At 63.6% G+C, this 14,004-nt stretch carries 14 protein-coding genes and 2 pseudogenes; 9 read left to right on the top strand and 7 right to left on the bottom strand.

Annotation, left to right across the window (positions count from 1 at the left end):
* Positions 1 to 31: 31 nt before the first annotated feature.
* Positions 32 to 1,066, bottom strand: a complete 1,035-nt coding sequence (locus tag HPY32_RS04175; RefSeq protein ID WP_067583525.1) for a TRM11 family SAM-dependent methyltransferase — start codon at positions 1,064 to 1,066, stop codon at positions 32 to 34.
* A gap of 341 nt (positions 1,067 to 1,407) precedes the next feature.
* Here HPY32_RS04175 and HPY32_RS04180 point away from each other — a divergent pair.
* Positions 1,408 to 1,801, top strand: a pseudogene (locus HPY32_RS04180) (hypothetical protein); the annotation flags it as partial.
* Between the two features lie 95 nt (positions 1,802 to 1,896).
* Positions 1,897 to 3,054, top strand: a complete 1,158-nt coding sequence (locus tag HPY32_RS04185) for a hypothetical protein (protein WP_156674235.1) — start codon at positions 1,897 to 1,899, stop codon at positions 3,052 to 3,054.
* A gap of 459 nt (positions 3,055 to 3,513) precedes the next feature.
* Here the strand turns inward: HPY32_RS04185 and HPY32_RS04190 are convergent, their stop codons facing one another.
* Positions 3,514 to 4,338 (bottom strand): helix-turn-helix domain-containing protein, encoded by an 825-nt coding sequence (locus HPY32_RS04190; protein WP_082870986.1) that lies wholly within the window; start codon positions 4,336 to 4,338, stop codon positions 3,514 to 3,516.
* A gap of 194 nt (positions 4,339 to 4,532) precedes the next feature.
* On the opposite strand from HPY32_RS04190, the gene HPY32_RS04195 reads away from it, so the two are divergent.
* The 4 genes from HPY32_RS04195 (at position 4,533) to HPY32_RS46470 (ending at position 6,322) form a co-directional block, all read left to right on the top strand.
* A complete protein-coding gene (locus HPY32_RS04195; RefSeq protein ID WP_067585756.1) occupies positions 4,533 to 4,847 on the top strand; it encodes a heme-binding protein in 315 nt (104 codons plus the stop codon).
* Positions 4,848 to 4,905: 58 nt separating this feature from the next.
* Positions 4,906 to 5,208 (top strand): putative quinol monooxygenase, encoded by a 303-nt coding sequence (locus HPY32_RS04200; protein ID WP_067583535.1) that lies wholly within the window; start codon positions 4,906 to 4,908, stop codon positions 5,206 to 5,208.
* Positions 5,209 to 5,212: 4 nt separating this feature from the next.
* Entirely contained in the window at positions 5,213 to 5,761 is a 549-nt protein-coding gene (locus HPY32_RS04205) for a type 1 glutamine amidotransferase domain-containing protein (RefSeq protein ID WP_067583537.1), read from the top strand.
* A gap of 204 nt (positions 5,762 to 5,965) precedes the next feature.
* On the top strand, positions 5,966 to 6,322 hold the full coding sequence (locus HPY32_RS46470; protein ID WP_331713288.1) for an antibiotic biosynthesis monooxygenase: 357 nt from the start codon (positions 5,966 to 5,968) through the stop codon (positions 6,320 to 6,322).
* Between the two features lie 102 nt (positions 6,323 to 6,424).
* On the opposite strand, the gene HPY32_RS46790 is transcribed toward HPY32_RS46470, so the two are convergent.
* The 3 genes from HPY32_RS46790 to HPY32_RS04225 form a co-directional block, all read right to left on the bottom strand.
* Positions 6,425 to 7,497, bottom strand: a protein-coding gene (locus HPY32_RS46790) for an IS630 family transposase (RefSeq protein ID WP_444939652.1) whose coding sequence is annotated in 2 segments (ribosomal slippage) — positions 6,425 to 6,960 and positions 6,960 to 7,497 — 1,074 coding nt in all. Because the reading frame shifts where the segments join, the coding sequence is not laid out codon by codon here.
* A gap of 301 nt (positions 7,498 to 7,798) precedes the next feature.
* Positions 7,799 to 8,461 carry a TetR/AcrR family transcriptional regulator gene (locus tag HPY32_RS04220; protein ID WP_067583540.1) on the bottom strand — a complete coding sequence of 221 codons (663 nt, stop codon included), beginning with the start codon at positions 8,459 to 8,461 and terminating at the stop codon, positions 7,799 to 7,801.
* Between the two features lie 102 nt (positions 8,462 to 8,563).
* Positions 8,564 to 9,517 carry an enoyl-CoA hydratase/isomerase family protein gene (locus tag HPY32_RS04225; protein WP_067583543.1) on the bottom strand — a complete coding sequence of 318 codons (954 nt, stop codon included), beginning with the start codon at positions 9,515 to 9,517 and terminating at the stop codon, positions 8,564 to 8,566.
* Between the two features lie 337 nt (positions 9,518 to 9,854).
* Here HPY32_RS04225 and HPY32_RS04230 point away from each other — a divergent pair, with 337 nt between their 5' ends.
* Both HPY32_RS04230 and bla read left to right on the top strand, forming a co-directional pair.
* The gene (locus HPY32_RS04230) at positions 9,855 to 10,910 is read left to right on the top strand and encodes an alcohol dehydrogenase catalytic domain-containing protein (protein WP_269456484.1); all 1,056 of its coding nucleotides are present in this window, start codon (positions 9,855 to 9,857) and stop codon (positions 10,908 to 10,910) included.
* Positions 10,911 to 11,029: 119 nt separating this feature from the next.
* On the top strand, positions 11,030 to 11,896 hold the full coding sequence (gene bla, locus HPY32_RS04235) for a class A beta-lactamase (protein WP_171982802.1): 867 nt from the start codon (positions 11,030 to 11,032) through the stop codon (positions 11,894 to 11,896).
* Between the two features lie 72 nt (positions 11,897 to 11,968).
* On the opposite strand, the gene HPY32_RS04240 is transcribed toward bla, so the two are convergent.
* Positions 11,969 to 12,865, bottom strand: coding sequence for an SDR family oxidoreductase (locus HPY32_RS04240; RefSeq protein WP_067583552.1), 897 nt, complete (start codon positions 12,863 to 12,865; stop codon positions 11,969 to 11,971).
* 5 nt (positions 12,866 to 12,870) lie between these two features.
* Positions 12,871 to 13,284, bottom strand: coding sequence for a nitroreductase family deazaflavin-dependent oxidoreductase (locus tag HPY32_RS04245; RefSeq protein WP_067583555.1), 414 nt, complete (start codon positions 13,282 to 13,284; stop codon positions 12,871 to 12,873).
* A 403-nt stretch (positions 13,285 to 13,687) separates the two neighbouring features.
* Between HPY32_RS04245 and HPY32_RS46050 the strand changes: the two are divergent.
* Positions 13,688 to 13,949: pseudogene (locus HPY32_RS46050) on the top strand (MFS transporter); the annotation flags it as partial.
* Between the last annotated feature and the right edge of the window lie 55 nt (positions 13,950 to 14,004).

The raw sequence follows: 14,004 nt of genomic DNA on the forward strand, positions 1-14,004 counted from the left end.
CCCGGCACACCTACCTGACATGCGGTGATGGTCAGGGGCGCCGGGCGACCACGATATCGCGGACGATCGCCTGATCGACCCGGTGCTCGAAATCCAGGTACGGTCCCGCTTCCACGGGCTCGAGCCCCGCGTCGGCGAGCACCTGCGTGAGGGCATCCCGACGGGCCACATTGACATTCCAGGACAGGCCGAGGGCGCCCCCCGGCTTCAGGAGCGCGGCCCAGCCCGGAGCCGCCTCCCGGACGAGATCCAGGGGGTTGCGGGCGAGGCCGTGCTGCTCGGTGCGGCTACCGTGCTGCACCCCGTACGGCGCGTCCGCGACGGCCAGATCGAAGGTCCCCGGCCGATAGAAGCTCGTGGCCTTCGTGGTGTCCGCATTGACATAGGTGAGCCGCAGAGCGTTCCCGGCCTTGTAATCCTCCTTGGTGACGCCGACCGAAACCTCCAGCTTCTGCCCCAATGTCTTGTGCTCGCGCCGAATCCGCGTCACCTCCGCGGTGTGCTTGAGCCGCTTACGCTTCAGCCAGGTCTGTAGAAAGGTGGAATAGGCTTCGAAATCCTTCTTGTCGATGTCCAGCCCCGCCACATCGAACCCGTACATCAGCCCCTGATTGAGCGTCGTCCCCCGGCCGCACAGCGGATCGACGAGCGCGAATTTCCGATCGAGCATCTCCCGGGCCGACGAAGTGGCCAGCAACGTGACATTGAGCAACAGCTTCGTGAAGTGCTCATTGGTCTTGCCCTGATACTTCTGGATCGTGAGCAGATCATCATCGAACTTGTCGAGCGAACGCAGCTCCACCGGCGCCAGCAATCCCCCCTCGATCCGGAACAGGGCGAAGACCGACGACATATTAGCCAGAAACGCCGCATCCTTGTCACCGATCTCATCGGCCTCGAAGCTCACATACGGCACCCCCCCGATAACAGTCTCCCGTATATCAAATACCTTCCCCCCCAACACCGACGCATCGAACGCCGCCAACTCGGCCATCGTCAACCCAACCGAAGCATCCGCATAAACCCTGTTCATCGCGGGCAGAACAAGCAGTGCGTAGCGGGCCATGATCTCCTACTCCGGGTACCGATGCGGTCAGCTTGCGTTGACACAAGCAAGTTGCCCATCCTACCGGTGCCCTCAGGGGCAGAGATCCGCCAGCGCCAGCGCATGTCGACCCCACGGGGAGTTCCCACCGGAAGATGCCGGATGTTTGGACTCCCACCACCCTGGGTGTCGATCCAACGGCAGGTATCACCGCAGGGTAAGCGATGATTTGCGCCCCCGGCGGGGTCCGTCACAGAACTGTCCGGTTGTGGCCAGTGGTGCGGAGGGATAGTCCTCGGATAGTTGCTGGATGTGGGGGATGTTGTGTTCGGCGATGGTGACGGTGATGTGGGCGTGGTGGAGAACACGCCCAGGAACGGCCACGACCCGAAGGCGCGCGGTGCCTGCACACCGATCGCGGGCCTCAATTTCGTTCAAGACGATTTGTTCACGCGCTCAACCGTTTCGACACGTCCGGGTCGTTGGGCCGGGTCGGCGCGGCTGGCGACAATGCCGCGATGGAAAGTTTTTCAGTCTCTCCAGCACAATTTCTTGGTCCGGCAGCGGTGGGACACGTGTGAACAGTTGCGGATCGCGGTAGTCATCTGGATCGAACGCACCGACCACCGCCGACGTCGACAAGCCCGCCTCGGGCGGTTGACCGCGATTGAATCCGAAACCATCATGTCCCAGCAGCCCGACAAGCTGCTTGACCACTGTCCCTTCATCGCGCAGAAACCCCCACCGCCGTCATAGTCGAGAGTGCCGGTGGTCAGGGGTGGATACCCGGTCCGCCGCCATCCGCCAGCGCGCTCGCCGAATGTAGATCACTGATGTGATAGCGTTTTCGTATGATCGCATCGAGTGCGTTTGCCGGTCGGGGTGGTAGAAAATGGCGTCGACTATTGGTGTTGCTCGCGATTTTCGGTGCGATTGTTGCCCTGATGGCTGGGGTGATTTGGTTCGTGATTCTGCGTAATCCGGGTTCGACATACGCGGAACTGGATGAGACCGACAAGGCGATGTTCGATCAGTTGTCGACGCAGTACGAAACGTTTGCTACACAACCGGAACGGCTGTGGGACAACGAGTATCGGTACGATCGGATGCCGCTGGTGCTGATCCGCGCCAGGAAGGACCGTGGAATAGTTTGGCGGTACATGTATCTGGTCAACGCGTCGGGAATCGTGGACACTTCCGGATTCCGGAAGATCGACTTCCCGGGTAATCCCTACCTGCACGACGTCTTCGCTACCAAGGCGCTTGGGGGTCGGTCCCTTTCGCTACTGTTCCCGGCCAATTTCACCGCATTGCGCCTCAGCGGCAGGGAAGTCCTCGCGTTCAAATACCACCCGGATATGTTCTCCCGCGAAACCGACCCGACGCTCACATTCCCATACTTTTCGATGCACGAGGCGTTTCACTACTATAAACAAGCAAGTTGGGATTTCGATCGGAACGGGCGGACCACCTGGGTGGAGAATTATCCTACCGGCGCCGATCATCTCTCGTTGCTGCATACCGAGTTCGCCTTGCTCGACCGCCTCGGTACCGAAGCCGACCCGGCCCTGTTCTCGGCGATAGCCCGCGACCTCGCCCTGGTGCGCGCCGCTCGCTACCAGCGGTGGCCGCAGCTGGTCGCACAGGACAACACCGAAGCCATCGAGGGCACCGCGCGATATTTGGAGCGCCGCTACTCGGACCTGACGGGCGGCAAGGTCGGTGTGCTGACCAACAAGCAGGGGCAGACCTCCACTTTCACCGCGGTACTGGATTGGATCGAGCAGAACCCCGACCGAGGCAAGATCCTCGAACGCACCATGGCTTACGAGACCGGCGCCCAACTCGGCTACATTCTCGATCGGCTCGAACCCCGGTGGAAGAAACTCATGGAACCGGCGCCCATCGGCGAGCGGCTCACCCAGCACGAAATTTTGCGCCGCCATTTCGGCATCACGGCCCCGACCACCGATGACGATCTCGCTCGAATCCAGCAAACCTACCACTGACACCGGTTCCAGGCGGATCGGTGACCAGCGCCGCAGCGTTTCCAAGCAGTGCAGCGACGGCAGCGGATAGAGCGAATAGGAGGGAAGCTGCCACTGCTCGCCTGAGTTGAGCCGTTTGGTGAACGGTGCGACGAGGGCAAGCAGTGGAATGCGCCGGTGTCGGGCGTGGTGTCGTACCCAGTCGTGTTCGAGGATCCCGCCGGTCGGTGCGCTCGCGATGAGCGCGGCGCGCCGTCGCGGGCATCGACCTTGATCATCGGCGGGAGGCGTCGTTCGGTCATGTACGTGCAGTATTTGCGGCGCCCGGGGCAGGGGTGCGACTGTGGATGTATTGCAGCTCGGCTAACCCGACCCATATCGCTGCGGAAATAGCTGGCACCCTGCTCACTCGAGCTCACCCATCCGGTGGTGAGGAAAACCGGTACCCGACACCCGCTCGAATGGACGGTACCCTCCTTCTTATCGGGCTGATAGTGAGCGCAGGATGGTGTCGTCGGGCGAGCCCGGCGCGGTGGTGTAGACCACCAGGGCTTGGTCGGGGTCGTCGGGTAGTCGGAAGGTTTCATAGTCCATGCCGATCACTCCTGCTGTGGGGTGGCGTATTCGCTTGTGTCCGTGGGTTTTCTCGCGGACGTTTTGATCGGCCCACATTCGGCGGAAGTCGGTACTGTGTTCGGAGAGTTCCCGGACCAGATCGGTTAGTTGCGGGTCGTAGGGGTGACGGCCGGCGTCGAGCCGGAGTTGGTCGACGGTGTCGCATGCTTTGTCTCCCCAGTCGACCCACACGCGCCGTCCGGTGTCGGACAGAAACACCAGGCGCGCGAGATTGCGTTGTTCCGGTGGTAGCGCAGGGAAGTCGGCGATCAGCCGCGCGGCCCCGGCGCTCCAGGCCAGCACGTCCAATCGGCGCCCCAGCACATACGCGGGAATGTGGTCCAGGATGGCCAGAACCTGACGCAACCCTGCGCGCACGTGTTGCGGTCCGCCCGGTTCCTGCTGGGCGGGAGCGGGTTTGGCAAGGTTCCACAGGTGAGTGCGTTCCGACTTGGTCAGTTGCAGCGCGCCGGCGATGGCATTGAGTACCGCGTCGGATACCTGCCGAACGCGGCCTTGCTCGAACTGCACGTAATAGTCGACGCTGACCCCGGCAAGCATGGCCAGTTCCTCCCGGCGCAGTCCGGGCACCCGGCGCAGGCCCCCGCTCGACGGCAGGCCGACGTCGGCGGGTTTGAGCCTGCCGCGGCGTGATCGGAGGAATTCACGCAACTCCGCACGGTTGTCCATGGCCCCAGTATGCAGACCCCGGCATACAGATCCCGGCCCACGGGCAAGGTGGTGCTGGCAACCCCGGGGACCCGACCACCCAGGGACGAGCGACGCCTGGTTACCGGCTCACCGATCACGCACAGTGAATGTCGTCGAACCTGCCGCATCGAATCGAGCGGCGAAACACCCGACACAACAAGGGAGCCACACGCATGTATCACGTGCTCGTTCAATTCGACGTTCCGCCGGCCAAGCGGGAGGAATTCATCGCCGCCGCCCTGGGTGATGCCAACGGCTCGCTGGCCAATGAGCCCGGCACTCGGCGTTTCGAGGTGATCCGGGACGAGAACAACCCCAATCGGGTCTATCTCGACGAGGTATACGACAGCGCCGAAGCGTTCGAGACCCACTGCCAGGGCGAGGCGATCGAGCGTTTCTACGAGTTGATCGACAACTACGCCTACGGTCCGAACTTCCTGTTCAAGGGCCACACCGTCGAAGACAGTGGCTCCACCGTCGACAGGTGATCCGGAAAACGCCCACCAACACTCTGCTCCCGACCGGGCAGACCTGAGAAGGACGACAATGACCTACCACGTGTTCGTACAGTTCGATGTTCCCCCTGCCAGGCGAAACGACTTCATCGCGCATGCAAACTTTGATGCTACAGGTTCGCTTGCGAACGAGCCGGGCACCTTGCGTTTCGAGGTTCTTCAGGACGAAGACAATCCGAACCGCTTCTACCTGGGCGAGGTCTACGAGGACGAAGCCGCATTCGAACACCACTGCAATCAGCCCACGATCAGAAAATTTTACGAGTTCGTTGATTCCTACGCCCAGGGTCCCAACTTCTGGGCCCGCGCCTACCGCCGTGAGCAGAAAGGCTGACAAAATGTCCAATCCTCGTGAAGCATTATTCATCGTCTCCGATCTCGGAGTGGAGCGCGACGAGTTGCTGGTTCCCACCGAGCGGCTCGCCGCCGCAGGAATCGGCGTCACCGTCGCCTCACCGAGCGGAGGAAAAATCCAGACTTATCTCAACGACACCGATCGCGATGTCGTCGAGCGCGCCGACGCAGCGCTGGATAACCTTACTCTCGCTGATTTCGACGTTTTGGTGATCCCGGGGGGAACCCTCAATGTCGATCAGCTCCGGTGCAACCGCCACGCTGTCGAGGCTGTCAAGGCCTTTGTTGCCGCAAGCAAGCCCATCGCGTCGATGTGTCACGGTCCCTGGGTGCTGGTGGAAGCTAATGTCCTTCCCGGTAAAACTCTGACCTCCTATCACACTGTCCGCACCGACCTCATCAACGCGGGCGGTGATTGGATTGACGAACCTGTCGTCGTCAGTTCCACCAATGGCTGGACACTCATCACATCTCGACAGCCTACCGATCTCGACGCTTTCACTGCAGCTATCATTGACCATCTCGGTCACTGAATGCTGAGCCACCGGGCAGGGCCTCCATGGAGGTCCTGCCCGGGGTTGTGTCTGCTCGCAGAGAATGAAAGGGCATTCCTTCGGTGGAATACCCGGGCCGACTACAAATTGGACCAGCTGGTTGACGGGTTTGATACGAGACAGACCGCCTTTTTCGAAGATATGGCATAAATTGGAACGTGTTTGCAGACAACGACGACTGAAGTGGTAAAATTATGCTTATTCATTAATGTCAAGTTTTCGGTACGCCCCGATCTCGGTGGGCAGTGGCTGCGATTGGTTGATGACGAGTTCCTCTTGGTCGAGGCGTTTCGTGATGCGGAGTCGGGGCAGCTGCACGTGCAATCCGAGCACTTCGAGGCGGCGGTCCAACTCCCGACATCCTGGGGCTCGTCCTCCCATTCGCCGAACCGTGGGGGCCTATGTCGGCGCGCTGGCGTCCAGAAGCCCCACAGGGATGTCTTCGACACCAGCTCGCTCGAGTGTTCCGAAACCGCTGGCCCAGTTCAGCAGCTGCCGGTAACCGGTCGTGGTGGTGGGAAATCTGTTGTGTCCCAGTGACTATCCTTGGACACTGATGACGAACGCGACGTGGAAGTCCTTGTGCGTGTCGACGCCGAGGATCACCGTCTCGTCGTTACAGAGGCTGATTTCGTGTTGTCGTCATGATCGTTTCGGGGTGGGTGTGAGTCCGGTTGCGGTGAGGCAGCCGTCGATCAGGTTGGGGTGGTAGCCGATGCGGTGCAGGTCGCTGCGCACGATGCGCATGAGGTGGTCGGGGTCGGTGATGATGCGGTTGGCCAGCCGGCCTCGCCGCAGTAGTGACCAGATGCCTTCGGTCGGATTCAGATCGGGCGCGTAGGCGGGCAGTTGGTAGACAGTGAGCCAGTCGTGGCCGGTGACGAATCGGCGCATGCCGGCGGTGAGGTGGGTGTTGAGGTTGTCCCAGCAGACCACGATCGGCCCGCCGAGTTGCCGGTGGGCGGCGATGAGCAGGTCCCGGTAGTCGGTCCAGGCGAAGCTCTTCCTGCCCGAACTATTTCGGTCGTGCCGATACGGTCGCCAGATCAGCCGGGACCGATGGCCGGGCTTGTAGCAGGTCAGCGCGGCGATCGATATCCGGCGGGTGGTTCGGCCCCGGACCCGCACGATCGGGGTGTGCCCGCGTGGCGCCCAGGTCCGTGCGGTCGGCGGCGTCATCGTGAACCCGGCTTCGTCTTCGAACACGACCCAGGCTCCGAGCGCCGCCGCGGCGGTTTTACGTGCGGCCACACGTCCTTCACCCACGTCGCGACCGCCGCGTCGTCGCGTTCGACCGCCCGGCGGGCAGGTTGCTGACGGCTCCACCCGTGCCGGTGCAACAACAACGACACCCCCTTGATCGTGTAGGAGATGTGGAACCGGCGCCCGATCACGGTCTTGATCCTGGCCAGAGTCCATTTCTGGTCCGGCCAGCCGTGCTCGGCCGGGCCCTTGGCCAGCTCGTGTTCGAGTACCTGGAACTGTTCGTCGGACAGCAACGGCAGCGACGCGGGGCCCTTGGACCGCAACGCTTCCCGCCCCGCCGATCCCCACGCCTGGCGCCACCGTTGCACCGACCGCACGCTGACTCGCAGCCGGTGGGCGATCACCGCATTGTCCTCGCCCCGGGCGAAAGCGTCCGCGGCTTCCAGCCGCAACCGCTCCCGCAACATCCGTCGCTCGGCGGTCAGCCCACCGCCTTGCGGATACCGCACCCACCAGATGTACCCCACCCACCAGCCACGGCCGTCAAGCCCAGCGACAACACGAATTCAGCCGCTGTAGTGCCGGGTCGGCAGGCGTGATCGTCACGGGGGATGCTGGGCACGTCGTCGACGAGGTGACGTGCGGCGTTTTCGAAGCAGCGCACGTGTGTCATCCCGGGCGAGCAGATCGCCGGTCGTGTTGTACACCAGATAGACAAGCCCATAGGTGCAGCCGGTCGAGACCTGGGACGTATCGCCCCATGGCCCCGGCTGGTCGGCGGGGCAGTTTATTTCCCTGACCGGCTGCCTTTCAACCGAGTTCGAGCATGGGGGCGAGGTAGGTGCGGGCGAAGTGGCGGGCTTGATCGGGGGTGTCGAGAGGGATTGTCGAGCGGCTGGTGAGGATGAACGACAGGGTCATTCGGATGTGCAGTTCGGCGACGGTATGCAGGTGCTGCAGCCGGTCGCCGGGGATCGGCTTGTCACCGTAGAGTTCCCGCCGCCAGACAGATACGCAGAATTCCCGGGCGAGGTCTAACAGTGGATCGGCTTCGGTGGTGAGGCTGGGCAGGATCGTTTCGGGTTCGGTTTCGAGCAGCCGCCGAAGCAAGCGGTGGTTACGCAGGAATTCCACCGTGTAGGCGGTGCTTTCAGCGATACGGTCTTCGACGGTGGATTGCGCCGACACCGCGGCGGTGCTGCCTGCCAGATACTTGCGCACCTCGTTGAGGACCACGGCGTCGGAGAGTTCCTGCTTGGTAGAGAACCGGCGGTAGACGGTGGCGCGGCCCAGCCGAGCCCGGCGCGCCACGTCGTCGATGGTGGAGCGGCGCCACCCGACCGTCGCCGCCTGCTCATAGGCGGCGGCGAGGATGCGTGTGGTCACCGCGTCGTCGTTGTCGAGCTGGGCGATCAACTCCGCATCGGGTGCGATGAGATTCGCGATCAGAGTGTGCAGTACGGCCTCGGACACCGGCCCTCCTTATCGAACAGCGATCCCAGGCCGACATCGAGCCTGAATAAGTCTCGGACATCTCAGCATAGGGTCGCCCGCCCCGCACGGAGCCCGGTGGGTTCACGGTACGAATTCGGCGGTGGTTCCGGCGAGCAGGTCGGGTAGATGCTGCTCCGCGAAGGTGACGACACCCTGTCCTCCGTTCGTGTGCTGTTCGACCAGGCCGACGTAGGTCCCGAGAGCGTTCTTGGTGTCGTGACGGGTGGCGAGGGACAGGAACCGCGCTCGTTCGAATGCCAGTCCCTTGTCGATGGGCCGGGAGCCGTAGTGGTAGACGGCGCGTTTGATCGCCTCGACCGCGGCGGGAGCACGGGTGGCCAGGCGTGCGGCGGTGAATTGGGCCTCGTCGAGGAGTTCCTCACCGCGCACGAGGCGGTGGACGAGGCCGACTTCGAGGGCTTCGATGGGGGACAACGGTTTCCCCTCGACGACGAGTTGGATGGCACGGCCGACCCCGAGGGTGCGGGTGAGGATTTGGGTGCCGCCACCGCCGGGGAACAGTCCCAGCAGGACTTCCGGCTGGCCGATGCCGTAGGGCCCCTCAGCCATCAGCCGGATGTCGCAGGCGAGGGCGAGTTCGCAGCCGCCGCCGAGGGCCATGCCGGACACGGCCGCGACGAACACGGCGCTGGAGCGGCGCATGCGGCGGGTGACGTCGTGGTACCGCAGCAGCGCGGTGATCCCGGCGGCCGGCGTGTGTTCGAGGGCTTGGCGCAGGCCCGGTATCCGGCGTAGCGCGTCGACGGCGCGTATACCCACGCCGACCAGGCGCGGACCGAGGGACAACCCGACCCGTTCGGCGCCCTGCAGGATCTCGGCGATGTCGTAATGGCTGATGAACGTGTCCGGTACGGCGCTGGCGATGACCACGGCCCGGACACCGGGGTCTGCCTCGACCATGTCGAGGAGCCGTCCGAGTTCGAACACGAGCTCGGCGGTGAGGAAGTTGAACGGCGGATTGTTCAACGAGGCGGTCACGACCGGACCGTCGCGGCGGATGTCGAGCACGGACATAGATGTTCTCCTTGCCCTATAGGTTCCTGTGGCGCTATTGTACGATACATCGAGTCTAAATATGTATCACTTGTCTCAGAATCAAGGATCGGACGAGGCATCGGCGGGCCAGGCGGCAACCGTCGGCGGATCGCTTTCGGCTCAACCGAAGGAGCGGACTTTGACTCAGCATCGACCACGCAGCGTCGCCGAGCATTACGCCAGACTGGCGGTAGCCCCCGCATTGGCCACCGGACTTGCGGTGTCCCTGGAACGCGATGCCGGTCTGCGGTGGCAGCGGCTACGTAACGGGGCACAAGACCACCTCGCACAGCGACGACGGCCGACGCGGCCACGCATGCGGGCATTGGTTGTCGGCCCGGGTGGACGCGTCCAGTGGCGCGACGTTGCGTCACCGCCGCCCCCCGGTCCCGGTGGAGCGATCGTGCATCCGATCGCGATGGCCACCTGTGATGTCGACCGGCCCATGGGTCTGGGTATGTTCCCGTACCCGTTGCCGATGCACTTCGGTCACGAGTGTGTCGGCGAGGTCGTGTCAGTCGGGGAGGCTGTCCGCACCGTACATCCCGGCGACCGCGTAGTCGTCCCGTTTCAGATCAGCTGCGGCACATGCTCTCCGTGCCGATCCGGTCACACCGGCAGTTGTGCCAGCGTTCCACCGTTATCGATGTATGGATTCGGCGTTGCCGGTGGCCACTGGGGTGGCGTGATCTCCGACCTGGTCTCGGTGCCGTACGCCGATGCCATGCTCGTGGCCCTGCCCGAGGGCATCGATCCGGCGGCGGCCGCATCGGTCGCCGACAACGTCTCCGACGGCTACCGCAGCGTTGCGCCCTACGTAGACACGATGTTGCAACGCGATTCGGATGCACACGTTGTGCTGCTGTCGGAAATCGGTCGGCGGGAACCGTTCAGCTCCAGCGTCTTGCTGTACGCCGGACTGGTCGCCCAGGCCATGGGTGTTCGCAACATCCACTTTGTCGATCATCGGGCGCACCTTCGCGCCGAAGCCGAGCGTCTAGGCATGAATGCGCTTGCGCCCAACGAGCTTCGCGGGCTTCCACCTGCAGCCCTTGTCGTCGATTCGTCGGCCACCCCCGCGGGCCTGCGGAGAGCGATTCGGTACACCGCGCCCGACGGCACCTGCACCAGCCTGGGTTCGAGGAACCGCAGTGCGCGAATCCCCGCCTTGCTGATGTATGGGCGCAATGTGACCTATCGTCTCGCCCGTAGCCACGCACGCACCGCCATACCGGCTGTGCTCGAGCTCATGCGCGAAGGCAAGCTCCAGCCGGAGCGAGTCACCACCGACCTAGCGGACCTCGACCATGCTCCGACTGCGATTCGAGGGCATCTCACCAGCGACTCGACCAAAACCGTTCTCGCCGAATGATCCGCGCACGGTGCGCTGTCCGGACCGGCCGTTCACGAGACACCCCATGCTGTTTCGGCATGGGGTGAACCGTTTCCGTCTTCGACAGTCCGGGAGTGAAGTGTCAGGCTCGGCGGCGAATGCTCGCCGCGGCGTTGCTGGTTCCCACGGCGGGGTATCTCGCCACGGCCGCAGGTTCGGCGGCGCCGCCGCGGCCGGATCCTGTTGCGTCGCTGGCCGAACTGGAGCGTCGGTACGGTGCGCGGCTCGGCGTGTTCGCGGTGGCGACCGGCACGGGCGCCACCCTCGCGTACCGGGCCGACGACCGGTTCGCCATGTGTTCGACGTTCAAAGGGCTCGCCGCCGCGGCGGTCCTGTCCCGAAACCCGTTGTCGCACCTGGATACTCGGGTGTCATTCACCCGGGACGAGATCCGCTCGATCTCCCCGGTCACCGAGCGGCACGTCGACACCGGCATGACGATCGGGCAGTTGTGCGATGCGGCGATCCGCTACAGCGACGGCACCGCGGGCAATCTGCTGCTCGACGATATCGGTGGCCCGGCCGCGCTGACCGCCTATCTGCGCACCCTGGGTGACCCCTGGAGCCCCATGGACAACTATGAGCCCGAGCTCAATCGAGACGCTCCCGGCGACGAACGCGACACCAGCACACCCCGCGCACTCGCCACCGATTACCGCACCCCTGTGCTCGGCACCGCCCTGTCGCCCGAGAAGCGTGGCCTGCTTACCGATTGGCTGCTGCGCAGCACCACCGGCACCGGCCGCATCCGCGGCGCGGTCCCCGGGAGCTGGCAGGTCGCTCATAAGACCGGCACCGGTGATTACGGGCGAGCCAACGACGTCGCCATCATCTACCCACCGTCGACTCCGCCGCTGGTCCTGGCGATCATGTCCGACATATCCAACGACTACAACGCCCAGCCCAGCGACCAACTCATCGCCGAAGCCGCCACACGAACACTCACCACACTGACGGGCCGGTGAGCGAGCGGGTCAGCCAGGCGCGGACCGACCGGATTGTCCTGGGCTGGTAGAGGATTCACAACTCGATACTTGCTACTCGGCGTGCTGCGGTCGGAGCGGATCGGGTCCCAGGACGTTGACCGGCGGCGCGACCTGGTTGAATTGATCGTTGGCGACACGCATGGCGAATTCGTACGGCAACGAGAATTTTCGTGCGATCCAGTGGCCGAGGCGAACGTCGTTGGACGTGTACACCATGAACCTGTTCTTCTCGATACCTTGGATGATGCATTCGGCCACGTGTTCCGGCGACTTCGCATATCGCTGGAATCGGGCGAGTTGGCGTGCGACTTCGGGGTTGTCGCGGTCGATGCCCACAATCTCGATCGAGCCGACCAGCGGCGTGTCCACCGCGCCGGGTACGACCAGGTGGACATGAATTCCGTGGCGGCGCAGGTCGAATCGCAGGACCTCCGAGATGCCGCGCAGTCCGAACTTGCTGGCTCCGTAGGCGGCGTGCCAGGGCAGTCCCATCAGCCCGGCCACCGACGCGACGTTGACGAGGTGACCTCCGTTGCCGGCGCGGATCATCGAGGGAACGAAATTCTCGATGACGTGGATCGGGCCCATGAGATTGATGTCGATCATGGATTTCCAATGACGGTACTCGAGATTGTCCACCGTGCCGAAGATTACGTGTCCGGCGATGTTCATCACGATGTCCGGGCTACCGAAGGCGGAGTGTACGTCCCGCGCGAACGCGGCGACCGCGTCGTGGTCGGAAATGTCCAGTGCTGCACAGGATCCGACAATGCCGCGCGCGTCGGTGATCAGCGCGATCGTCTCCTGCAGGCCCGAGTCGTTGATATCGGTCAACGCGAGATGCGCCCCCCTGCGCGCCATGGCGACCGCGGTGGACCGGCCGATCCCACTGGCCGCGCCGGTGATGAGGACCTTCTTCCCGCTGAAATCACGTTTCCTGGATGCCATGTCTGTCACCATGGTGAATTTCCTTCCGAATGCGACGAAGAGCCCGGCTTGACAAGGTCTGCGACGAGAGCCTGTTCCGCGGGGCGGATGAGCAGGCGAACAACGGGCCCGAGTTCATCGGTATCGGCGGGATCGACGATGTGTGGCGCGAGCATTGCCCGGGTGTGACCGAGCCGTTGGATCGAAGCCGCTTCCTGGTGCACTACATTGCGGACCCAATCGGAACGTGTGCCGTAGTACAGGGCGATCACGATGCGACCGCGCGATTTCCATGCGAACACCGGAGTGCGGTACGGCCGGCCCGAACGCCGCCCGCGGTGGACAACGATCGCCCACGGTGGTATCACCCACGCCCAGTTCTTTTGCAGTCGGTTGCTGACATTTTTGTTGAATCGCGCCAGCGAACGGGGAAGTTGCATCTATCCCTCGTTTTCGGATCGGTGCGTTCTGCCAGGACCGTCATGGGCGTCCCCATCCGGCTATATACAACTGAGACATATTATGTCTCATAGTCTCGAACGCTAGCACCAAGACGGGTTGCAGGCAAGGCGCATCCGAACCGCTCGACTCCGACAAGCCGAACCGGTGATCCCGGCCGCGTCCTCGTCGGACCCCGAAAGCGCGGCCCCTTGCTGAGGTTGCCGTTCGAATGCTAGTGTCCTGAGACATGGAGACATAATACGTCTCATAGTGTACGAGATCCTGATCAGAGGCGTGAATCCACGAAAAGGCGGAGTCGTGTCCCAGGTATGTCGCCCCAGGTATGTCGCATCGCTTCGGTACCCGTCGTCGCATCGCCGGTCGACCGCGGCGCGACGTGAGTTGCCGCTGGTTATGGTGTGCGCGGCAGTGCACATGCTGATGCTCGACACGACGATCGTCGCGGTGGCCCTACCGAGCATCCAGTCCTCGTTCGGGGCGTCGCTGCGCAGGTCGCAGCGGGCGATCGATGCGTATACGCCGCCGTTGGCCTGCCTGTTGCTGACCATTGCCACGATGGGGCCGGCTCGGCCGACAGCGGCTGTTCCTCGCGGTGATCGCGTTGTTCACCACGGCCTCATTGGCGTGTGCACTGTCCGGCGCCATGGGTCGGCCGGTGTCTTTGTCGTTGGGCGGCGCCGGAGTTTGCCACGCTCGCG

This window comes from Nocardia terpenica, from assembly GCF_013186535.1.
GTDB lineage: Bacteria > Actinomycetota > Actinomycetes > Mycobacteriales > Mycobacteriaceae > Nocardia > Nocardia terpenica.

Excerpts from the sequence above, each read along its gene's own strand:
- HPY32_RS04175 (WP_067583525.1), bottom strand. The coding sequence starts at position 1,066 with ATGGCCCGCTACGCACTGCTTGTTCTGCCCGCGATGAACAGGGTTTAT.
- HPY32_RS04185 (WP_156674235.1), top strand. The coding sequence starts at position 1,897 with ATGATCGCATCGAGTGCGTTTGCCGGTCGGGGTGGTAGAAAATGGCGT.
- HPY32_RS04190 (WP_082870986.1), bottom strand. The coding sequence starts at position 4,338 with ATGGACAACCGTGCGGAGTTGCGTGAATTCCTCCGATCACGCCGCGGC.
- HPY32_RS04195 (WP_067585756.1), top strand. The coding sequence starts at position 4,533 with ATGTATCACGTGCTCGTTCAATTCGACGTTCCGCCGGCCAAGCGGGAG.
- HPY32_RS04200 (WP_067583535.1), top strand. The coding sequence starts at position 4,906 with ATGACCTACCACGTGTTCGTACAGTTCGATGTTCCCCCTGCCAGGCGA.
- HPY32_RS04205 (WP_067583537.1), top strand. The coding sequence starts at position 5,213 with ATGTCCAATCCTCGTGAAGCATTATTCATCGTCTCCGATCTCGGAGTG.
- HPY32_RS04225 (WP_067583543.1), bottom strand. The coding sequence starts at position 9,517 with ATGTCCGTGCTCGACATCCGCCGCGACGGTCCGGTCGTGACCGCCTCG.
- HPY32_RS04230 (WP_269456484.1), top strand. The coding sequence starts at position 9,855 with ATGCGGGCATTGGTTGTCGGCCCGGGTGGACGCGTCCAGTGGCGCGAC.
- bla (WP_171982802.1), top strand. The coding sequence starts at position 11,030 with ATGCTCGCCGCGGCGTTGCTGGTTCCCACGGCGGGGTATCTCGCCACG.
- HPY32_RS04240 (WP_067583552.1), bottom strand. The coding sequence starts at position 12,865 with ATGGCATCCAGGAAACGTGATTTCAGCGGGAAGAAGGTCCTCATCACC.
- HPY32_RS04245 (WP_067583555.1), bottom strand. The coding sequence starts at position 13,284 with ATGCAACTTCCCCGTTCGCTGGCGCGATTCAACAAAAATGTCAGCAAC.